18 protein-coding genes and 1 pseudogene are annotated in these 21,788 nt (G+C 67.4%); 7 read left to right on the top strand and 12 right to left on the bottom strand.

Annotated features, from left to right (window positions below; all coding sequences use genetic code 11):
• A pseudogene (locus VET27_RS07250) lies at nt 1–274 on the top strand (IS3 family transposase); the annotation flags it as partial.
• Here VET27_RS07250 and VET27_RS07245 read toward each other — a convergent pair.
• Both VET27_RS07245 and VET27_RS07240 read right to left on the bottom strand, forming a co-directional pair.
• Nucleotides 274–690 carry a hypothetical protein gene (locus VET27_RS07245; protein ID WP_526516537.1) on the bottom strand — a complete coding sequence of 139 codons (417 nt, stop codon included), beginning with the start codon at nt 688–690 and terminating at the stop codon, nt 274–276. The pseudogene VET27_RS07250 and the gene VET27_RS07245 sit on opposite strands and share 1 nt — an antisense overlap.
• Before the next feature lie 192 nt (nt 691–882).
• The gene (locus tag VET27_RS07240; protein WP_526516535.1) at nt 883–1,782 is read right to left on the bottom strand and encodes an oxidoreductase; all 900 of its coding nucleotides are present in this window, start codon (nt 1,780–1,782) and stop codon (nt 883–885) included.
• A gap of 77 nt (nt 1,783–1,859) precedes the next feature.
• On the opposite strand from VET27_RS07240, the gene aspS reads away from it, so the two are divergent.
• Nucleotides 1,860–3,635: an aspartate--tRNA ligase gene (aspS, locus tag VET27_RS07235; protein WP_526516533.1), complete on the top strand. Its 1,776-nt coding sequence runs from the start codon at nt 1,860–1,862 to the stop codon at nt 3,633–3,635.
• Nucleotides 3,632–4,081, top strand: coding sequence for a nitroreductase family deazaflavin-dependent oxidoreductase (locus VET27_RS07230; protein ID WP_526516531.1), 450 nt, complete (start codon nt 3,632–3,634; stop codon nt 4,079–4,081). Before aspS ends, VET27_RS07230 begins: the two co-directional genes overlap by 4 nt.
• A gap of 77 nt (nt 4,082–4,158) precedes the next feature.
• Here VET27_RS07230 and VET27_RS07225 read toward each other — a convergent pair whose 3' ends face one another.
• Together VET27_RS07225 and VET27_RS07220 are read right to left on the bottom strand one after the other, a co-directional pair.
• Nucleotides 4,159–4,302 carry a hypothetical protein gene (locus tag VET27_RS07225; protein ID WP_526516529.1) on the bottom strand — a complete coding sequence of 48 codons (144 nt, stop codon included), beginning with the start codon at nt 4,300–4,302 and terminating at the stop codon, nt 4,159–4,161.
• A 379-nt stretch (nt 4,303–4,681) separates the two neighbouring features.
• On the bottom strand, nt 4,682–5,866 hold the full coding sequence (locus VET27_RS07220) for a thiolase family protein (protein WP_526516527.1): 1,185 nt from the start codon (nt 5,864–5,866) through the stop codon (nt 4,682–4,684).
• Between the two features lie 97 nt (nt 5,867–5,963).
• Here VET27_RS07220 and VET27_RS07215 point away from each other — a divergent pair, with 97 nt between their 5' ends.
• Entirely contained in the window at nt 5,964–6,440 is a 477-nt protein-coding gene (locus VET27_RS07215; RefSeq protein ID WP_526516525.1) for a winged helix-turn-helix transcriptional regulator, read from the top strand.
• A gap of 10 nt (nt 6,441–6,450) precedes the next feature.
• Here the strand turns inward: VET27_RS07215 and VET27_RS07210 are convergent, their stop codons facing one another.
• From VET27_RS07210 to VET27_RS07175, 8 genes are all read right to left on the bottom strand, one after another.
• Nucleotides 6,451–7,272 carry a BtpA/SgcQ family protein gene (locus VET27_RS07210; RefSeq protein ID WP_526516523.1) on the bottom strand — a complete coding sequence of 274 codons (822 nt, stop codon included), beginning with the start codon at nt 7,270–7,272 and terminating at the stop codon, nt 6,451–6,453.
• A 46-nt stretch (nt 7,273–7,318) separates the two neighbouring features.
• Entirely contained in the window at nt 7,319–8,092 is a 774-nt protein-coding gene (locus VET27_RS07205) for an SDR family NAD(P)-dependent oxidoreductase (RefSeq protein ID WP_526516521.1), read from the bottom strand.
• The gene (locus tag VET27_RS07200; RefSeq protein ID WP_526516519.1) at nt 8,089–9,189 is read right to left on the bottom strand and encodes an ABC transporter ATP-binding protein; all 1,101 of its coding nucleotides are present in this window, start codon (nt 9,187–9,189) and stop codon (nt 8,089–8,091) included. Before VET27_RS07200 ends, VET27_RS07205 begins: the two co-directional genes overlap by 4 nt.
• Before the next feature lie 20 nt (nt 9,190–9,209).
• Nucleotides 9,210–10,025 (bottom strand): carbohydrate ABC transporter permease, encoded by an 816-nt coding sequence (locus VET27_RS07195; RefSeq protein WP_526516517.1) that lies wholly within the window; start codon nt 10,023–10,025, stop codon nt 9,210–9,212.
• Entirely contained in the window at nt 10,022–10,873 is an 852-nt protein-coding gene (locus VET27_RS07190; protein ID WP_526516515.1) for a carbohydrate ABC transporter permease, read from the bottom strand. The genes VET27_RS07195 and VET27_RS07190 overlap by 4 nt, the downstream gene beginning before the upstream one ends.
• 61 nt (nt 10,874–10,934) lie before the next feature.
• On the bottom strand, nt 10,935–12,260 hold the full coding sequence (locus VET27_RS07185) for an ABC transporter substrate-binding protein (protein WP_526516513.1): 1,326 nt from the start codon (nt 12,258–12,260) through the stop codon (nt 10,935–10,937).
• A 25-nt stretch (nt 12,261–12,285) separates the two neighbouring features.
• Nucleotides 12,286–13,782, bottom strand: coding sequence for an FGGY-family carbohydrate kinase (locus VET27_RS07180; protein WP_526516511.1), 1,497 nt, complete (start codon nt 13,780–13,782; stop codon nt 12,286–12,288).
• Entirely contained in the window at nt 13,779–14,567 is a 789-nt protein-coding gene (locus VET27_RS07175) for a DeoR/GlpR family DNA-binding transcription regulator (RefSeq protein ID WP_526516549.1), read from the bottom strand. The genes VET27_RS07180 and VET27_RS07175 overlap by 4 nt, the downstream gene beginning before the upstream one ends.
• Nucleotides 14,568–14,747: 180 nt before the next feature.
• Between VET27_RS07175 and VET27_RS07170 the strand changes: the two genes are divergently transcribed.
• From VET27_RS07170 to VET27_RS07160, 3 genes are all read left to right on the top strand, one after another.
• A complete protein-coding gene (locus VET27_RS07170) occupies nt 14,748–15,677 on the top strand; it encodes a DUF389 domain-containing protein (protein ID WP_526516509.1) in 930 nt (309 codons plus the stop codon).
• Nucleotides 15,678–15,739: 62 nt separating this feature from the next.
• Entirely contained in the window at nt 15,740–19,054 is a 3,315-nt protein-coding gene (locus tag VET27_RS07165; RefSeq protein WP_526516507.1) for a transglutaminase family protein, read from the top strand.
• On the top strand, nt 19,054–21,774 hold the full coding sequence (locus VET27_RS07160) for a circularly permuted type 2 ATP-grasp protein (protein WP_526516547.1): 2,721 nt from the start codon (nt 19,054–19,056) through the stop codon (nt 21,772–21,774). Before VET27_RS07165 ends, VET27_RS07160 begins: the two co-directional genes overlap by 1 nt.
• Nucleotides 21,775–21,788: the final 14 nt, after the last annotated feature.

Here is a 21,788-nt window from a genome sequence, read left to right as displayed (position 1 = left end):
ACTCAAAAAGGTGATACGCGCAACGCACCAGGAGAACCGCTCCCTCTATGGTGCCGACAAGATCTGGATAGCACTGCGACGTAAGGGAATCGACGCTGCTCGTTGCACCGTGGAACGGTTGATGGCCGAGCTCGGTTTGCGGGGTGTCCTGCGAGGGCGCGCGCCGCGGACCACCGTCGCGGACCCGAAAGCGGACCGGGCGAAGGATCTCGTCGGTCGCAACTTCAATCCGCTGGCACCCAATCGCCTTTGGGTTGCCGACTTCACCTATGTTCAGATGAGAGTCTTCCGCAGCTTCTCACGGAAGGTCCCGCCTACCAGCGAGCTCATCACGTTGAACAGTTCTTGACCGACCTTGCGATCGACGCCTTCGAACTGTGGCAGCAAGTAGCTGTGGAAGAGTTGATAAGCGAGTGCCTGCGGGCTAGGCATGGAACCGGCGAGTTCGGCGGCAAAGCGTGCCATGTCGAGGAAGACTGCCTGACCGATCTCTTTGATGGCGCGCAACTTCAGCAGACCGTTAAGCGTTGTGTCGATGATTGAAGTCACGGACTCCTCAAGGTCGGCAATCTCCTCGCTCCATAGGGTCCGGAAGATCGCATCTGCGGGGGCAGGCACCTCGATGAAGGCAAAACGACGCATCAATGCGAACGACATCTCAAACAGAAGAGACTTGTCGAAGACGTTCATCGTCGCCACAATCCGCCAGGTATCCGCAACCGTCACGAGGCTGTAATCCGCGGCTGTATAAGTCGACGGTGCTGACGAATCGGAACGGTGCGCTGTCGACGAAGCTCAGGTCGACCCGTTCGCACGGGTAGGTCTTGCTCATGAGTAGACACTTTAGAATGAGGTGTCTACTCGGTGACCACCCGCTCGGGCTCAGCCCGGTCCGTCGCTCGCCGCCGCGAGCAGCGGCACCACCAGGTCGCTGATCGGCGTGGCCAGCCCGTGCTCGGCACCCTTGCGTGCGACGACACCGTTGCGAACGTCCCATTCGAGCGGCCTGCCCTGCTCGCGGTCGGTCAGGATCGAGGTCGTCAAGTCTTCGGGCACGCCGGTGAACATGCCGACGATCTCGTCGATCACTTCGTCGTCGAGGTGTGCGCCCTCGGCTCGCGCCACGGCGAGACACTCGGCGAGATACGCCCGGCCCAAGCGGGCGACGTCGTCGCGGCGGAACATTCCCGACCGACGACAGGTCAGCACCATGAGTCCGGCCACGGCGTTGGTCATCAGCTTGCGCCACGCATCGTCGACGAAGTCGGGGCTGCACTCCACCGCGAGCGACGGCCCGCCCAACACCTCGGCCAGGCGGCGGGCGGCCGCGTCGTCGGGGAGGGTCAATCGCACCGGGGTGCGTAGCCGCACCCAGCCCTCCGGTTGCGTCTGCGCCGAGAACCACACGGCGCACGGCACCACGGTCGAGGACGGGCAATGGCTGCCGACGCGTTCCACCTGCTCGACACCGTTCTGCATGACGCACACCAGGGTGTTCTCATCGCACAGCCGATCGAGCCAGGCCGCTGCGCTCGCGTTCTGCGTGTCCTTTACCGCGAGCAGGACGACGTCGACCGGGTTCTCGACCGTCGCGGGGTCCGTGCGCACGGGATCGGACAACATCATCGGCTGGCCGTCGAGGATTCCGTCGTCAGGCCTGAGCTCGAGGGATTCGCGGGCGCTGCGACCACAGACGACGACCCGATGTCCCGCCTCGTGGAGCAACGCTGCGACGGTCGTGCCAATGGCTCCGGGACCGACGACGGCAATGGAGGTACCCACCGCCGCCAAGGTAGTGCCGCAACCCCCACCACTACACTGAGGCGTTCGTCTCGTCAGGCCATTCCCAGGGAGTTTTCGTGTTGCGCAGTCATGCCGCCGGTTCGTTGCGGTCCACCGACGCCGGTCAAAAGGTCACACTGGCCGGTTGGGTGGCACGCCGGCGCGACCACGGCGGCGTCATCTTCGTCGACCTGCGGGACGCGTCGGGCGTGGCGCAGGTGGTCTTCCGTGACGCGGAGGTCCTCGAGCAGGCCCACCGGCTGCGCGCCGAGTTCTGCGTCGCCGTCGACGGCGTCGTCGAGACCCGGCCCGAGGGCAACGCCAACGCCGACATCCCCACCGGTGACATCGAGGTCAATGCCACGTCGCTGACCGTGTTGAGCGAGAGCGCGCCGCTGCCGTTCCAGCTCGACGAGACCGCGGGTGAGGAAGCCAGGCTCAAGTACCGCTACCTCGACCTGCGCCGCGAAGGCCCGGGCAACGCAATCCGGTTGCGCTCCAAGGTAAACGCCGCCGCCCGCGGGGTGCTGGCCGGCCACGACTTCGTCGAGATCGAGACGCCGACGTTGACCCGGTCCACGCCGGAGGGGGCGCGCGACTTCCTGGTGCCCGCCCGCCTGCAGCCCGGCTCGTTCTACGCGCTGCCGCAGAGCCCGCAGCTGTTCAAGCAGCTGCTGATGGTGGCGGGCATGGAGCGGTACTACCAGATCGCGCGCTGCTACCGCGACGAGGACTTCCGCGCCGACCGCCAGCCCGAGTTCACCCAGCTCGACATGGAGATGAGCTTCGTCGACGCCGACGACGTGATCGCGGTGTCCGAAGAGGTTCTCAAGGCGCTGTGGGCGCTCATCGGCTACGAGCTGCCGACGCCGATCCCGCGGATCACCTACGCCGAGGCCATGCGGCGGTTCGGGACCGACAAGCCCGATCTGCGGTTCGGCCTCGAACTCGTCGACTGCACGGAGTACTTCTCCGACACCACCTTTCGGGTCTTCCAGGCGCCGCACGTCGGCGCCGTCGTCATGCCGGGTGGCGCGTCGCAGCCGCGTCGCACCCTCGACGGCTGGCAGGAGTTCGCCAAGCAGCGCGGCCACAAGGGCCTGGCCTACGTGCTCGTCGCCGAGGACGGCACGCTCGGCGGGCCCGTCGCCAAGAACCTGACCGACGCCGAGCGCGAAGGCCTCGCCGCCCAGGTCGGCGCCAACCCCGGGGACTGCATCTTCTTCGCTGCCGGCCCGGTGAAGTCGGCTCGCGCACTGCTCGGCGCGACGCGGATCGAGATCGCCAAGCGGCTCGACATGATCGATCCGGACGCGTGGGCATTCACCTGGGTGGTCGACTGGCCGTTGTTCGAGGCCGCCGACGAGGCCACCGCGTCCGGCGACGTCGCGGTCGGGTCGGGAGCATGGACGGCCGTGCACCACGCCTTCACCTCACCCAAGCCCGAGTCGGAGGCGACGTTCGACACCGAGCCGGGCAGCGCGCTGTCCAACGCCTACGACATCGTCTGCAACGGCAACGAGATCGGCGGCGGCTCGATCCGAATCCATCGCCGAGACGTCCAGGAGCGGGTCTTCGCGATGATGGGCATCGACCGCGCCGAAGCACAGGACAAGTTCGGTTTTCTGTTGGACGCCTTCACCTTCGGTGCGCCACCGCACGGCGGCATCGCCTTTGGCTGGGATCGCATCACCGCGCTGTTGGCCGGGTTGGACTCCATCCGCGAGGTGATCGCATTCCCGAAGTCCGGCGGCGGCGTCGACCCCCTGACCGACGCGCCCGCGCCGATCACCGCACAGCAGCGCAAGGAATCCGGAATAGACGCCACGCCCAAGAGGTCTGAAGACTCATGACAGAAATCGACAAGGGCAAGCTCGTCGCTGACACCAATGCGCTCGACGACTTCAACCGCGGCATCGTCGAGGAGTTTCGCGCCAATGGGGGAAGGGTCGGCGGCCCCTTCGAGGGCGCGACGCTTCTGCTGCTGCACACCACCGGCGCCAAGTCGGGCAAGCCGCGGCTATCGCCGCTGGCCTACCTGACTGTCGACGACAAGATGCTGATCGTTGGGTCGTATGCCGGTGCCCCGAAGGACCCGGCGTGGGTGCACAATCTGCGGGCCAACCCGCGGGCGCACGTCGAGGTCGGCACCGACTCATATGACGTCACCGTGCGTGAATTGCCCTACGACGAGCGGGACGCGACGTACCCGAAGATCATCGAGATCGCTCCGGTGTTCGCCGACTACCAGGCGAACACCACTCGATCCATCCCGCTGTTCGAGCTGACGCGGGCTTAGCTGCCTCGGTGAAACCGCACCAAGGGCTGTGATTCGTCGAGAACCACAGCCCTGAGTGCAATTTCAGCGCATCGTCGCTAGTTGCGACCGGGGCTGCCCGGATTGCCCTGTGGCCCGGCGTCATCACCCGGGAGGCTGTCGCCGGTCGGCGGCGAGGGCGTACGCACGGTGGTCTGAGTGGCCGCGTTGCCGCCGCTCACCGTCTGGCTCGGGCCGCTCACTTCACTCTCCGTCGTGGGTGCGTTGCTAGCGGGCGCGGGCGCCTGACCGGTCGTGGACGGGGTGACCGACGTGCTGGGGCCGACGGACGGCGGCGAGGTCGCCGGTGACGTGCTGGCGGGTGTGGTGGTCGCATCGCAGTGCCGGGTTCGGTGCCTTGGTCGTCGCTGCTGCAGCCGGAGATTAGGGCGACCAAGGCGGCAGCGGACAGCAGGCCGACGAGGCCCGGACGATGGGAGTTGTTCACAGCGCGTACACATCCCGGAAGCCTGGTGGCAAACCGTCGCCGGGGCCGGCGTCATCGATACGTCAGCACTCGGGTCCCGCGAGTTCGGCGCGCACACCCGCACGTGTCGCGGATGTGCGCGCCGAAGCCGAGGATCAGAGCCGTTCGATGATGGTGGCGTTGGCCATGCCGCCGCCCTCGCACATGGTCTGCAGCGCGTACCGACCGCCGCGCTGGTGCAGCGCATTGACCATGGTCGTCATGATGCGGGCACCGCTGGCGCCCAGGGGGTGACCGATCGCGATGGCGCCGCCGTTGACGTTGGTCTTGGCCAGGTCGGCGCCGGTGTCGCAAGCCCATGCCAGGACCACGGGCGCGAACGCCTCGTTCACCTCGAAAAGTTCGATGTCGGCCAGCGTGAGGCCCGCGCGGGCCAGCACCTTCTCCGTTGCGGGAATCACGCCCGTCAGCATGTACAGCGGATCGGAACCGACCACCGTCATGGTGTGGATGCGAGCCAGCGGACGCAGTCCCAGCTTGCGGGCAGCAGCTCCGCTGGTGATCATCACCGCGGCGCTACCGTCCGACAGTGGCGAGGAGTTGCCCGGCGTGATCTCCCAGTTGATCTGGGGAAAGCGTGCCGAGTAGGCCTCGTTGAAGAAGGCGGGTCGCAGGCCCGCGAGTGCCTCGACGGTCGTTCCGGGACGGATGATCTCGTCGGTCGACAGCCCGGCGATCGGCGCCAGTTCGTTGTCGAAGAGGCCGTCCTTGGTCGCGTGTGCGGCCTTCTCGTGGCTGTTCGCCGAGAACTCGTCGAGTTCGGTGCGGGACAGTCCCCACTTGGCGGCGATCAGTTCGGCGCTGATGCCCTGCGGCACCAGGCCTTCGGAGTACCGCCCGGCCATGCTCTTGCCGAAGGGGTCGCTGCCGGGAAGCACGCTGCTGCCCATCGTCACCCGTGACATCGATTCGACGCCCGCCGCGATGACGACGTCGTACGAGCCCGCGAGCACGCCCTGGGCGGCGAAACTGATTGCCTGCTGGCTGCTTCCGCACTGACGGTCCACGGTCGTGCCGGGAACGCTCTCGGGGAACCCCGCTCCCAGCAGGGCGTTGCGAGCGATGTTGACGGACTGGTCGCCCACCTGCGTCACGGCGCCGGCGATGACGTCGTCGATCTGGACGGGGTCGACCCCGGTGCGTCCAACGACCTCGCGCAGGCTGTGCGCCAGCTGGTCGACGGGCAGCACGTCGTGCAGGGCTCCATTGGCCTTGCCCTTCCCGACCGGCGTGCGCACGGCGCCGACGATTACGGCGTCGCGGTCCGAGAATTCAGCCATCGTGTTCTCCCAAGTGACTCGTCGCTGAGTACTGCTCTCTATACTTAGATCCAACACCTCGATCGAGTCTCAACAACCCAGCTGTGGAGTGATGTACATGACAGTCCTGCAAGGGCCCCTCGCCGACCGCGACTCCTGGTCCGCGGTGGGCCACTGCCCGATCGAGAAGACGATGGGTCTGGTGGGGACCAAGTCGGCGATGCTGATAATGCGCGAGGCCAACTACGGCACCACGCGGTTCGACGACTTCGCCCGCCGCGTCGGCATCACCAAGGCCGCCACCTCCACCAGGTTGTCCGAGCTCGTCGAGGCGGGGTTGCTCGCCAAGCAGCCGTACCAGGAACCGGGCCGGCGCAGCCGGGACGAATACGTGCTCACCGAGCAGGGGACGGCGTTCATGCCCGTCGTGTGGGCGATGTTCGACTGGGGCAGGAAGTACTTCGCCGACACTCCGCTACGGCTGGCACATCTCGGCTGCGGCGCGGAGGCGGTCGTCGAAGTCCGGTGCGCGGAGGGTCACGACGTCCCACCCGACGAGCTGGCCGTGCGGGTGGCCAGGCGAGGAGCTGTGTGACCAACCTCGGTCAGGCCAATTGATCCCGGAACTTCCGCGCCTGACCCATGAGCTCCTCGACCCGCGAACGCTCCGCTCGATTCTGGAACACGCCGCCCTGCTTGAAGTAGGTACCCACGATCGCACCGTCGGCGATGGCGAGCTGATCGGCTACGTTCTCGGCCCGCACACCGGTGTTGACGAACACGGGGACCGCGCCCGCGGCGGACTTCACCACGCGCAGCGCCTCGGCGTCGGTCGGCGACCCCGCCGTCGCACCGGACACGCAGATCGCGTCGGGCAACGTCGCGAAGACGGTCGTGCGAGTGATGGACGCCAAATCCCGCGTCGCGAGATAGGTCGCCGACTCGGGGACGATGTTGAAGAACAGCTTCACGTCGGCGCCTCCGACGCGCGCACGGTGGCGCGCCACCTCGCCGACGTTGGTGTCCCAGAGACCGAAGTCGCTGGCATACACGCCGGTGAAGATCTCGCGGACGAACTTCGCGCCGGTCGCGACCGCCAGATCGATCGAGGCCCGCCCGTCCCACAACACGTTCACACCGTAGGGGACCTCGAACGCGGGCAACAGCTCGCCGATGATCCTGGCCATCGTGATGGCGGTGATCGGTTCCGCCTTCGTCAGATACGGCAGGCTGAATTCGTTGGAGACCATCACGCCGTCCACGCCACCGGCCTGCAGTTCGTCGAGTTCCTCGCGCGCGCGAGCCACGACTGCGGCGATGCCGCCCGCGCCGTCGTACCCGGGATCACCAGGCAGGGCGGAGAGGTGAAGCATGGCGATGACGGGCTTTCTCACGTTGAAGACCTCGTCGAGCCAGGTGGTGGTCACGTGTATGCCTTTCTCGGTTGTGTTGTCGTTGAAGTGATTTCGACGGCTAGTCCATGTAGGCGCCGCCGTTGACGGCCAAGGCCTCCCCGGTGATGAACCGGGCGTCGGGGGACAGCAGGAACGCGACCGACTTGGCGACGTCCTCGGGTTGTTCGAGTCGTCGCAGCGGCGTGTCCTCGACCATCATGGTGCGAACGCCCTCGGTCGTGATGCCACGCAGTTTCGCCTCCCACTCCAATTCCCTTGACTGCATGGGAGTTTCGACATAGCCAGGGCACACGCAGTTGACGGTGATGCCGTGCTCGCCGAGTTCGTAGGCCATCGCCTGAGTGAGGCCGACGACGCCGAACTTGGACGCGACGTAGTCGGCGAGAAACGGCACCCGTCCCTGCTTGCCGGCCATCGAGGCGGTGTTGACGATCGCGCCCGCCGTCCCGCTTCGCACCATCGCCCTGGCGGCGGCCTGCCCACACACGAAGACGCCCTTGAGGTTGACGTCCATCGTGTGGTCGTAGCGCGCGATGGGTGCCTCCAGGAAGCTGTGCATGAACGAAATGCCCGCATTGCTGACCCACGCGTCGAGCCCGAGGCGATCGGTCACGTCGAAGGCGACCGTCGACGCGTCCGCGGGCGAACTGACGTTCAGAACCGCCGATTCGTGCCGGACTCCGGTGTCCGACGGGAGCGCGGCCGCGACGTCACGCGCCGCGTCGCCGTCGATGTCGGTGACCACGACCTGCCAGCTACGTTCGGCGAGGGTCATCGCGATGGCACGCCCAATTCCGGACCCCGCGCCGGTGACCACGACTGTCTTCGTCATCTGTGAACTTGGTTCCCATCCGTCTGGTGCTCTTGGCTGGCGCCGACGATGCGTCGGCCGGTCTGTGCGTCGAAGACGTGGACGGCGCCCGGTCGGGCCGACAACGAGACCTTCGCGCCTTCGGTGATGCCGGACATCCGAGATGATTCGACGACGCTCGTCAACTCGGTGCCCCTGGCATCGATCGTGACGATGGCCCGCGGCCCGAGCAGTTCGATCAGCTTCACCGTGGCGTCGGCCCCGTCCGTTGCGGTGGGGACCAGGTCGTCGGGTCGAACTCCGAGTGTCACGGCGCCGCGGGCACTCACCCGCTCGGCGGTGAGCGCGAATCCGCTTGGCAGAGTGAATGACTCACCGGTGAGATCGCCGTCGACGAGGTTCATCGTCGGGCTGCCGACGAACGATGCGACGAACGTGTCGACCGGCGATTCGTACACCTCCAGCGGGGTACCGACCTGTGCCGCGCGCCCGTCGCGCATCACCACCATCCGGTCCGACAGCGTCATCGCCTCCTCCTGATCGTGTGTGACGTACAGGCAGGTGATGCCGAGTCGGCGCTGGATCTGCAGCAGCTCGGTGCGCGTCTCGACCCGTAGTTTCGCGTCGAGATTGCTCAGCGGTTCGTCGAAGAGGAAGACCGACGGTTCGCGGATGATCGCCCGGCCGATCGCCACCCGCTGCTGCTGGCCGCCGCTGAGGTCTTTCGGCTTGCGCTTCAGCAGCTTCGAGAGGCCGAGGGACTCGGCTACCGCGTCGGCACGCTTGAGCGCTTCCGCGCGGGGCTCCTTCGCGGCGCGCAGCGGGAAGGCGATGTTCTCGCGCACGGTGAGATGCGGGTAGAGCGCGTAGTTCTGAAACACCATGGCCACGTCCCGATCGCGCGGCTGCAAGTGGGTCACGTCGCGGTCACCGATGGTGATGGTGCCCGAGGTGACGGACTCGAGGCCGGCGAGCATCCGCAGCGACGTCGACTTGCCACAGCCCGACGGCCCGACGAGCACGGTGAACGACCCGTCGGACAGTTCGAGGCTCAGGTCGCTGACCACGGACGTCGACCCGTAGGCCTTGGTGACGTTCGCGAATCGGACGGTTGCCATGAGTGGTGGTGACCTACCTTCTAGAACTTCACCGCGCCGCCGCTGATGCCTTGCACCAGCCTGCGCTGAATGAAGAAGCTCGCGATGACGACGGGGACGACGGCGATCAGTATGGCGGCGCTCATCGAGCCGATCTGGACGCCGCGGAACGTGTTGAAGCCTGCGATGGCCACCGGGAGGATGGCCGCCTTGCCGGGAGCCAGGATCAGACCGTAGAAGAGGTCGTTCCACGACAGCGTGAATCCGAAGATCGCCGCCGCTCCCATGCCGGGGAAGACCTGCGGCAGGACGACGAGTCGGAAGGCCTGGAATCGGGTGAATCCGTCGACTTGGGCCTGTTCCTCGAGTGAACGGGGGACAGCCTCGAAGAACCCGATCAGGAACCAGGTGACCACGGGCAGAACGAAACTCAGATGCGCGAGGATCACCGGAACCAACGTGTCGTTGAGCCGTAGGGCGTAGGCCATCGTCAAGAAGGGGAACACCAGCACGGCCGGTGGGAGCACCTGTGCGGCGAGCATGCCGAACCGGGTGGCGGTGCCGCCGGCGCGGAAGCGGGCGATGGCGTAGGCGCCCATGCTGCCGACCAGGATGCTGATGCCTACCGTGGTGAGCGCGACGACGGCGCTGCGCCCCGCCGCCTCGAGGATCCCGGAGGACAGCACGTTGCGCCACGCCGTGAACGTGGGGGTGAAGGACAGCAGGAACGGATCGTTGAGTTGCTCGGGGTTCTTCAGGCTGGCCAGGGCGATCCACGCCACCGGGAAGAGCACCGCGATGCCCGCCGCCCACAACAGCGCCACGCGGCAGATGGCCAGCACCGGCGAGTTCCTCATGACTGCTTGGCCTTCTCCATCCGGCGGAACGCGACGACGATGATCGTCAGCACGACCAGCAGCACGACGAATGCCATCGACGAGGCGGATCCGAGGCGGAAGAACTGAATTCCGGTCTGGTACACGAAGTACTGCAGTGTCTGGGTCTCGGTGCCGGGTCCGCCGCGGGTCGTCGCGAAGACGTACTCGAACACCTTCATGGCGTCCAGACAGCGCAGGAGAATCGCCACCACGAGCACCGGCGCCAACAACGGCAGCGTCACCCTCCGCAGCACGTACCAGCCACCGGCGCCGTCGACCCTGGCCGCCTCGAGCGGATCCTTGGGAATGGACTCGAGGCCCGCGAGCAGCAGCAGCACCATGAACGGCGTCCACTGCCAGACGTCGATGAAGGTCAGGGTGAACAGAGCGCGGCCGGGTCCGAAGAAGTCGTAGTCGACGCCGATGGCGCGCAACAGATGTGGGATGGCGCCGATCTGGTCGTTGAGCAGGAACCGGAAGATCAACCCGACGGCGATCGGTGTGATGAACATCGGCGCCAGCAGCATGGATCGCGTGAGATCGCTTGCCCAGCGTTGCTTTTGCAGGGCGAGCGCGATGGCCAGACCGATCAGAAGTTCCAGCCCGACGGCCACGCCGACGAAGGTCGCCGTGGTGCCGAAGGCCTGCCAGAACGCCGCGTCCTGCAGGGTGGCGACGTAGTTGTCCACGCCGACCAGATTCGGTGTGCCGCGACTGGTCAGCTTGTAATCGGTCACGCTCAGGTAGAACGCGTAGCCAAGGGGGAAACCGACCACCCCGACGAAGAGCGCGACGAGGGGGGCGACCATGCCGTGTTTGAACTTCATGGTCGTCGTCGCTCCTTTCGTGGGGTGGTCGGTTTCATGTGGGCTAGCCCCGGGGGGCGGGCTAGCCTTGGATCTTCTCGGCGGCGGCCTGCGCGGCGGCCAGCGCGTCGTCGACGCTCTTGGTGCCTGCGACCGCTTCGTTGAGCTCGGTCCCGACGGCTTGGATCATCTCCTCGCCGCTGGGGCCCTGGCTCAGCGGCGCCGCGTCGGCCAGCAACTGCTCCACCGTCTTGTAGTAGTCGGCGCCCAGCGGGCCGTTCAGGACGGCCGGATTCTGCAGCGTGCTCTGCCGGATCGCGGCGCCACCCTTCTCGGTGCGCTGGACGTCATGCACCTTCGAGGTGAGCCAGGACGCGAACGCCCAGGCGGCGTCCGACGCGCCGGAGTTCGCGGGGATGGCCCAACTCCACGAGCCCAGCACCTGCTTGCCACCGGGGATCGGGGCCAGCTTGTACTTGCCCGCCGACGGTCCCGAGCCGGGTTCGTTGAGGGCGGGCAGATTCCAGTTGTAGCTGATCATCGATGCGGCTTGACCGCTGGACACCGAGCGGAACGCCTCGTCGAACGCCCAGTTCAGGCTGTTCGGCGGTGCGGCGGTCCGATACGTGTCGATGTAGGCGTTCAGGGCCTGCTTGGCCTGCGGGGTGTTCAGCGTGGGCTTGCCGTTGTCGTCGTAGATCGACCCGCCCGCGGCGAACAGCCAGTTGCCCCACTCCTCGAAGATCTTGTAGCCGCGCTGCGGCTGCATCGCGATGCCCGCGCGGTCACCGACCTTCAACGCCTTCGAGGTGCTGACCAATTCGTCGAGGGTCTTGGGCGCCTCCAGCTTGGCCCCGGCCAGATCGTCGGTGTTGTAGAGGTATCCGAGTGCGTAGTTGTAGAACGGCACCCCGTAGCGCACGTTGTCGACGGTCGTGATCTGCGTCAGCGAGGGGAAGAAGTCGGCGGCGTCGTAGTCGGGCGTGCCGTCGATCCGAGAATCCAACGGCTGCAGGAACTTGGCATTGGCGAAGTCCACCATCCACGGGTTGTCCACGATGATGAGGTCGTAGGTGGGCGACGACGACTGGAACGACGACACCAGCTTGTCGCGCATCTGGTCGTAGGTCAGTGTCTCGATGTCCACCTTGACGTTTGGGTAGTCCTTGTTGAACTCGGGCACCATCGCCTTGACCACGTCGGTGTCGGGCACGTTCTCCATCAGGATGCGAACGGTCCCGGAGACGTCCTTGGGCACTTCGCCCGTACCCGTCGCCTGGGTCTGGTCGGGGCCGCTGCTGCCCGCGCAGGCGCTCATGATCAAGGTGAGCACGGCCAGGAGTGCGAATACGGGTGCGGCAAAGAACGGCCGCCTCCGCCGGGGTGTCTTGGTCTTCGTAGATTGCATCGACTTCATAGCGGCACAATTCCTTTCACTTCTCGGTTTGTTCTCGGTCACTTCTTGCCATCGCATGGGATATCGGCGTCACGGCCGATCCGAGATCGCGCCAGTTCCGGTAGGCGTCGTCGTAGACGGCTCGCCGGGTCGGATCGGGTACGACCGGCGGATCGAGAGCGACGAAGCGGGCGGCGTCGGACCAGTCGTCGAGCGCGCCGACGCCGATCGCGGCGATCACCGCCGCACCCAGGGATGCGCCGGGATGGCCTCGGACGGGCCGCATCTCGATGCCGAGTACGTCGGCGTGGATCTGCTTCCACAGGGTCGACTTCGACCCACCGTTGGTGATCATCACCCGCCTCGGCGGGATGCCGATGTCGGTGAAGACGTCGACGTGGTGCCGAAATCCGAACGCGATGGCCTCCAACACCGACCGGTACAGATTGGCGCGGGTGTGGCCGAGGTGCATTCCGGCGAAGGCGCCGCGCAGGTCGGGATCGTGGAGCGGGCTCTTCTCGCCGAGGAAGTACGGCAGGCACAGCACCTCGGCCGGGGCCGACGAGGCGGCCTCGTCGTCGAGGTCGGTGAGTTCGACACCACCGACCAGCGCCTGGAACCAGCGGATCAGGCTGCCGCTCGTGGCCATGCAACCGTTCGGCAACCAGTGCCCGGGGACCGGATGGGCGTCGAGGTAGAGCCTCTCGTCGACCACCCGGGTGTCGCTGGCGACCAAGATGTCTCCGGCGCCGCCGAGTTTCACCAGCGCGTCACCCGGCGTGTTCACGCCTGCCGCGAAGGCCGACAGGACGTGGTCGGCGCCACCGACGATCAGCGCGGTGCCCGCCCGCAATCCGGTCGATTCCGCTGCTGCACCGCTCAATTCGCCGACCTGGGCGCCGGGGCGATGGACGGGGGCGAGAGTGGCGGGGTCGAGGGCCGCAGCGGCAAGGACCTCGGTCGCGACGTCCCCGTCGATGGTGAACAACCCCGACTCCAGCGCCCAGTTCTGTTCGACGTGAACATCGGCGCCGAGGGCGCTCAGCACCCAGTCGTAGGAGCCGACGTAGTGTGCCGTGCGGTCGTAGACCTCCGGTTCGTGGGTGCGCAACCAGGCCGTCGTCGGTGCGACCGACTGCTGGGTCAGCGCCGAACCCGTCATCGCGACGAGGTCGACGCCCTCCAACGCCAGCGCCAGCTCCGAGACCTCCCGGTGCGCCCTGGCGTCGTTCTGCAGGATCGCGCGGCGCAGCGGGTGACCTCGGTCATCGATGGGAACAACGGCCGGAACCATGCCCGAGACTGCCACCGCATCCACGGTCTCACCGCGAATTCCACTGCTGCGCACTACCTCTCGGATGGATTCGACGACGTTACGGTGCCACTGGCCGGTGTCGGCCTCGGCGAAACCCGGTCGCGGGGAGTGCAGCGTCGACTCGCGCGACGCCTGGGCGATGATGCCGAGTTCGGTGTCGAACAGCACGGTCTTGGTTCCGGTGGTGCCGATGTCGATTCCGATCGTGTGGGGGCTCACCGCGATTCCGCCTGGCCCACCGAATCGATACCCGCAACGCAGATGACCTCGACACCTGCCTCGCGCGCAGCGACCAGAGTCGGGTGGTCGGGTTCCCCGTCGGTGATGATCACGTGGATCTCGGCGAGTGGGGCGATGCTGGTGAACGTGACCCGGCCGAGCTTGCTCCGGTCGGCGGCCACGATCACCCGGTCTGCGCGCTTGCTTGCCGCGCGCTTCACCCTGCTGTCGGCCTGATGATAGTCCGAGATGCCCCGAAGGCCGTCGATGCCGGCCACGCCCATCACGAACGTGTCGCAGTTGTAGTGGGCCAGGGTGTCCTCGGCTGCAGGACCGATCAGGCTGAGCTCACCGGGACGCAACTCGCCACCGGTGAGCACGACGGTGGTGTCGGCCTCGTCGATCAACTCCAGCGCGGCGAGCACGCTCGGCGTGAGGACCGTGAGGCCGAGTCGACGTCCGCGCAGAGACTGTGCGACGGCCAGAGCGGTGCTGCCCGAGTCGAGGATCAGGGTTTCGCCGGGGCCGACGAGGTCGGCCACCGCGTCGGCGATGTGGCGCTTCTCCTCTGCGGCGTCGGCCACTCTGGTGGCGAACGACGGCTCGTTGTCCTTGCCCTTCATCGCGATTGCGCCACCGACCACCCGCCGGACCACCCCGAGCGTCTCCAGCGCCTCCATGTCGCGCCGGATCGTCATCTCGGACACGTCGAACTCGGCGGCCAGTTCGGCGTAGCCGACTTCCCGCTCGACGCGGACGCGCTCCTCGATGCGATCTCGACGCATCTTGGCGTCCACGCTCAGATCCACTCGTTCTGTGGAAAATTCACAGGCACTACTTCCGAATCCTTGCGTTTGGCCGTTAGCGACGGGGGCGTCGTGTGAATTTACAACAGCTTGGTGTGTAGTGCCCACATTTAGCGACAGATGGTTTGAACGTTCGGCGCACGGGCTAACGTGCGCCACGTGCTGCACTTGCGTGTCATCGCGCCCGAGGACCTCCGCGACGAGGTGATCGGCATCCTGCGAGGCGAGGTCGGGGTGGCGAACCTCCTGCTCCATCCCGGCGCCGCGCTGGAGCCCGTCGGCGACGAGATCACCGCCGACGTCGCGCGCGAGTGTGCGAACAGACTCATCAGGCAGCTCAAGGAGCTCGACGTGCAGCACCGGGGAGCGATCACGCTGGAAGTGCTGGACACCGTGTTGTCGACGCGGGCACACCGTGCCGAGGACGCCGCGGAGGGGGATCCGGCTGACGCCCTGCTGTGGGACGAGCTGATCGGGCGTACCCGTGAAGAGTCGACCCTGTCCGTCACGTTCGTGCTGTTCCTGACGCTGGCCTGCCTGATCGCCGCGATCGGTGCGGTGACCGACTCAACCGTCACCGTGGTCGGCGCCATGGTGCTCGGTCCCGAGTTCGGGCCGCTCGCGGCGGTAGCGGTGGCGATCGTCCAGAGGCGCTGGGAACTGGCCCGGCGCGCACTCTTGGCCCTCGTCGTCGGCTTTCCCGTCGCGATGGGCATCACAGCGCTGGCCACGTTGGCGGGTGAGGCCCTCGGATGGGTCAGCCTCGACACCGTGCGACGTCTCACCGAGGTGGACTTCATCTTCCAGGTCGGGCCCGTCTCGCTCGTGGTCGCGCTATTGGCGGGCGCCGCAGGCATGTTGTCGCTGGTCTCCGCCAAGTCCGCCGCGCTCGTCGGCGTCTTCATCTCGGTCACCACGGTGCCCGCGGCCGGATTCGCCGCCGTGGCGGCGATCCTCGGGGATTGGGACGTCGCGGCGAAATCGGCTCTCCAGCTGGTCGTGAACTTGGTCGGCATCGTAGTGGCCGGTGTCGTCGTTCTCGTGGTGCGACCGCGCGGCAACCTGATTCCCCGGTCGGCTCAGACCTGAAGCCGCAACATGGGTGACGCGCCACATGCGGCGCAGTGGCGGGTGTGGTGGGATCAACCCCTATGGGTATCAAGGTGGCGCTGGAGCATCGCACCAGTTACACGTTCGACCGACTGGTACAGGTCTATCCACACGTCGTCCGTCTGCGTCCGGCGCCGCACTCGCGTACCCCGATCGAGGCGTATTCGCTTCAGGTCGAGCCGGCGGACCACTTCGTCAACTGGCAGCAGGACGCGTTCGGAAACTTCCTGGCTCGGCTCGTGTTTCCCAGCCGCACGCGGGAGCTCACCATCACGGTCGGCCTGATCGCCGACCTGAAGGTCATCAACCCGTTCGACTTCTTCATCGAGGAGTTCGCGGAGAAGTGGCCCTTCGAGTACCCGAAGGCGCTGCTGGAAGACCTCAAGCCGTATCTGCGGCCGGTCGACGAGGACGGCGAGGGCTCGGGACCGGGGGAGCTCACGAGCGACTGGGTCAGGAACTTCACCGTGCGCCCGGGGACGCGCACCATCGACTTCCTCGTGGCGCTCAACGGCGCGATCAATGCCGACGTCGGTTACAGCGTGCGCATGGAACCCGGTGTGCAGACCCCGGACCACACGCTGCGGACCGCGATCGGCTCCTGTCGCGACTCGGCCTGGCTGCTGGTGTCGGTGCTGCGCGAGCTGGGCCTGGCCGCCCGCTTCGTTTCGGGCTACCTCGTCCAGTTGACCTCGGACGTCAAGGCGCTGGACGGCCCGTCGGGGCCCGTCGCGGACTTCACCGATCTGCATGCCTGGACCGAGGTGTACATCCCCGGGGCGGGCTGGATCGGCCTCGACCCCACGTCCGCTCTGTTCGCCGGCGAAGGGCACATCCCGCTCTCGGCGACACCACACCCGGCGTCCGCAGCGCCGATCACGGGTGCCACCGAGCCCTGCGAGACCACGCTGGACTTCTCCAACGTCGTGACCCGCGTGCACGAGGATCCGCGGGTCACGCTGCCCTACACGCCCGCCGCGTGGGATTCGATCGTCGAGTTGGGGGCCGCCGTCGACGCGCGGATGGCCGCCGGTGACGTCCGGTTGACGATGGGTGGCGAGCCGACGTTCGTGTCGATCGACAACCAGGTCGATCCCGAATGGACCACCGACGCCGACGGACCGCACAAGCGCGAACGCGCGTCGGTGCTGGCCGCCCGGCTCAAGGCCAGCTGGGCGCCGCAGGGCCTGGTGCAGCGCAGTCAAGGCAAGTGGTACCCCGGAGAACCGTTGCCGCGCTGGCAGATTGGCCTGCACTGGAGGGCCGACGGGCAGCCGCTATGGGAGAACGACGCACTGCTGGCCGACCCGTGGGCCGAACAGCAGAGTGACCCCGTCGCGCCCGACGCGGGCCTTCACGTCCTGGGCGCCATCGCCGCCGGGTTGGGACTGCCCGCCTCGCAGGTGCGGCCCGCCTACGAAGACCCGCTCAGCCGGTTGGCCGCGGCAGTTCGCCAGCCTGCCGGTCAGTTGGTGGCCGAACCCGACGACCTCGAGGCCGACACTCCCGCCGCCAGGGCCGAGTTGTTGGCCCGGCTCGACGAATCCGTGACCGAACCGAGCGCGTACGTTTTGCCACTGCACCGTCGTGAAGACGACGGTGGCTGGGCGAGTGCCGACTGGCAGTTCCGCCGGGGGCGGATCGTCCTGCTCGACGGGGATTCACCTGCCGGCCTGCGACTTCCACTGGACGCGATCAGTTGGCAGCCGCCTCGCGCGTCGCACGACGCCGATCCGTTGGCACCCCGTGGGGCGCTGAGCGGCAGCACCGAAGCCGAGGACGCCGAGGTCGAAGAGGTCGACGGCGCACCCATCACCGCCATGGTCGCAGAGGTCCGCGACGGGGTGCTCTACGTCTTCCTGCCGCCGACCGAGGAACTCGAGCACTTCGTCGACATCGTCACGCGCCTCGAGGCGGCGGCCGCCAAGGCCCACTGCCCCCTGGTGGTGGAGGGGTACGGCCCACCGCCGGATGCCCGTCTGACGTCCATGTCGGTGACCCCCGACCCCGGTGTCATCGAGGTCAACGTCGCGCCGACTGTCAGCTTCGCCGCACAGCGCGAACAGCTCGAAACTCTTTACGAACAAGCAAGACTCGCACGCCTGTCGACGGAGTCCTTCGACTTCGACGGCACTCATGGAGGCACCGGCGGCGGCAACCACATCACCCTCGGCGGCATCACCCCGGCCGAGTCGCCGATGCTGCGCAGACCAGACCTGCTGGTGTCGATGCTGACGTACTGGCAGCGGCACCCGTCCCTGTCCTACTTGTTCTCCGGGCGATTCATCGGCACCACCTCGCAGGCGCCGCGCGTCGACGAGGGGCGCTCGGAGTCGCTGTACGAGCTCGAGATCGCCTTCGCCGAGATCGACCGTCTGACAAGCGGTTCGGCGTCCGCGAAGCCGTGGGTGACCGACCGGGCGTTGCGCCACCTCCTGACCGACATCACCGGCAACACCCACCGCGCCGAGTTCTGCATCGACAAGCTCTACAGCCCGGACAGCGCACGCGGACGGCTGGGGTTGTTGGAGTTGCGTGGCTTCGAGATGCCGCCGCACTTCCAGATGGCGATGGTGCAATCACTGCTGGTGCGGTCGCTCGTCGCTTGGTTCTGGGACCAGCCGCTGCGGGCACCGCTCATTCGACACGGAGCCAACCTTCACGGCAGGTACCTGTTGCCGCACTTCATCATTCAAGACATCGCCGACGTGGCCGCCGACCTTCGGGCCCACGACATCGACTTCGACACCAGTTGGCTCGACCCCTTCACCGAGTTCCGCTTTCCGCGCGTCGGCACCGCGGTGTTCGATGGGGTCGAGATCGAACTGCGCGGGGCGATCGAACCGTGGAATGTCCTCGGTGAGGAGTCCACGGCGGGCGGCACGGCCCGCTACGTCGACTCATCGGTGGAGCGCCTCCAAGTCCGCCTGATCGGGGCCGACCGGCACCGATACGTCGTCACCGCCAACGGCTACCCGATCCCGCTGCTGGCCACCAGCAACTCCGACGTGCAGGTCGGCGGTGTCCGGTTCCGCGCCTGGCAGCCGCCGAGCGCCCTGCATCCCACGATCACCGTGGACAGCCCGCTCCGGTTCGAGCTCATCGACACCGCCACTGGGACGTCGCGCGGCGGATGCACCTACCACGTCAGCCATCCCGGCGGCCGAGCCTACGACAACCCGCCCGTCAATGCCGTCGAGGCGGAGTCGCGACGTGGCAGGCGCTTCGAGGCAACCGGATTCACTCCCGGTCGGGTCGACATGTCCGTCATTCGGGAGAAGCAAGCACGTCAATCCACCGACGTGGGCGCGCCGGGCATCGTGGACCTCCGCCGGGTGCGTACCGTTCTGCGGTGATGGTTCTACGCGCCAGCGGCCCACCGGAGCCCATTCCCGTCGTCACCGGCGCCGGCTTCGATGGTGGAGCCGGCGCCGATGACTTGTTGGCGCAGTACCGCGCGGTTCGCGCGCAGAAATCGCTGTTCGACGTGCGTGACGGGCCCAGCAGCGGTTACGACGAGTTCGTCGACCCGGCCGGTAACGTGCGCCCCGCGTGGCAGGAACTGGCCGAATGCGTGGGGGAGCGCGGCCGATTCGGCCTCGAGCGGCTGCGAACGGTGGTGCGCGGCCTGGTCGAGAACGACGGCATCACGTTCGTCCAGGTGGACCATCCCGGTGGGCAGCAGCGCAGCGGCCAGGCGGGGAGTTCCAGCGCCGACGCGGTCACCAACGGGGACGGCACCCAGGTTCCCGGCCCGTGGCACCTCGACGCGCTGCCGCTGCTCATCTCGTCGGCGGACTGGGACACCCTGGAATCCGGTCTGGTGCAACGCTCCCGCGTCCTCGACGCCGTCCTGACCGACCTGTACGGGGCGCGCCGGTCCATCATCAGCGGGGTGCTGCCGCCGCAGTTGGTGTTCTCCCACCCCGGTTACCTCCGCGCCGCGCGTGGCATCGCGGTGCCGGGCCGTCACCAGCTGTTCCTGCACGCGGTCGACGTCAGCCGCGACGGGTCGGGCGAGTTCCTCGTCAACGCCGACTGGACGCAGGCGCCGTCGGGGGCCGGCTACGCGTTGGCCGATCGGCGGGTCGTCGCGCACGCGTTCCCGGATCTGTACGAACGGATCAGCCCGCGGCCGGCGTCACCGTGGGCGCAGGCGCTGCGACTGGCGCTCATCGACGCCGCACCGGAATCCGCGGAGGAGCCGGTCGTCGTCGTGCTCAGCCCGGGCATCCACTCCGAGACGGCCTTCGATCAGGCCTACCTGGCGAGCCTGCTCGGCTTCCCGCTGGTGGAGAGTGCGGACCTGGTGGTGCGCGACGGCAAGCTGTGGATGCGTTCCCTCGGCACGCTCAAGCGTGTCGACGTCGTGCTGCGCCGGGTGGATGCCGCCTATGCCGATCCGCTGGACCTGCGGGCGGATTCGCGACTCGGCGTCGTCGGCCTCGTCGAGGTGCTGCGTCGCGGCGCCGTCACCGTCGTCAACACCCTCGGTAGCGGCATCCTGGAAAGCCCAGGGCTGCAGCGCTTTCTGCCCGAGCTCGCCGAGCTTCTGCTCGGTGAGCGGCCGCAGTTGAACATGGCGCCGATGTACTGGGGCGGCATCGACGTCGAAAGGTCGCATCTGCTGAACCATCTGCCGTCACTGCTCATCCGGCCGGTGACGGGGGGTGAGCCGATCGTCGGCCCGTCGCTGTCGACCGGGGAGTGCGACGAGTTGGCGGCGCGCATCGGCGCCACCCCGTGGCAGTGGGTGGGTCAGGAACTGCCGCAGTTCTCCTCGGCGCCAACGGATCATGTGGCCAACGGCTTGTCACCGGGGAGTACGGGCATGCGGCTGTTCACGGTTGCGCAGCGCGGCGGTTACGCGCCGATGGTCGGCGGTCTCGGCTACCTCCTTGCTCCGGGCAATGCCGCCTACCGGATGAACACCATTGCCGCCAAGGACATCTGGGTCCGCACGCCGACCCGGGCCACCGCCGAGCGTACGCCCGTGGCCTCGGTGGAACTGCCCGCGATCACACCGAGCCCGACCGGCGCGATCAGCTCGCCGCGTGTGTTGTCCGACCTCTTCTGGCTCGGTCGCTACTCCGAACGCGCGGAGAGCATGGCCAGGCTGCTCAACGTGACGCGGGAGCGGTACCACGAATTCCGTTACCGCCAAGAGATGCCGGGCAGTGAGTGCGTGCCGGTGCTGCTCGCCGCGCTCGGGCGCATCACCGGCACCGACACCGGGGCCGCGGGGGACGACGCCGAGATGATCGCAATCGCGCCAACCACGCTGTGGGCGCTGACGGCCGACCGTCATCGCGCCGGGTCCCTGGCGCAGTCCGTGGAACGACTCGGGCTGGCCGCCCGCGCCGTGCGCGACCAGATGTCGAACGACACGTGGATGGTGCTCGCCGCGGTCGACCGTGCCGTCATGCGTCCTTCGGTGACGCCGCCGGATTCCCACACCGAAGGCGAGGGCTACCTCGCGGCGGCCCACAGTCAGACCCTCGCGGGGATGCTGGCGCTGTCCGGCGTCGCGGCGGAGTCGATGGTGCACGACGTCGGCTGGACGATGATGGACATCGGCAAACGCATCGAGCGGGGGATCTGGCTGGCCGCGTTGATGCGCGCGACGCTGACCACGGTCCGAAGCCCAGGCGCCGAGCAGACCATCACCGAGTCGACGCTGGTGGCGTTCGAGTCGTCGGTAAGCTACCGCAGGCGCACCCTCGGCAAGGTGAGCGTGGCCGCGGTGGCGGACCTGGTGATGTTCGACGAGGAGAATCCGCGCTCGCTGGCGTATCAGTTCGAACGGTTGCGCGTGAACCTCAAGGCGCTTCCGTCGTCCTCGGGATCGACCCGCCCCGAGCGGCTCATCGACGAGGTCGCCGCGCGGCTGCGTCGGCTCGATCCCGCCGACCTCGAGTACATCACCGACGGCACGCGGGCCGAGTTGGACGGCCTGCTGAACGGAATTCACGCCGATCTGCGTGAGCTGTCGCGTTTGATCACCGCGACGCACCTGTCGTTGCCCGGCGGAATGCAGCCGCTGTGGGGTCCCGATGAACGGAGGAGCCTGCCGTGACGTCCGGCGGGCAG

Source organism: Mycobacterium sp. (assembly GCF_035633495.1).
Taxonomy (GTDB): Bacteria; Actinomycetota; Actinomycetes; order Mycobacteriales; family Mycobacteriaceae; genus Mycobacterium.
Note: the sequence above shows the minus strand (reverse complement) of the source record. Positions and strands in the feature narration are given on the sequence as shown.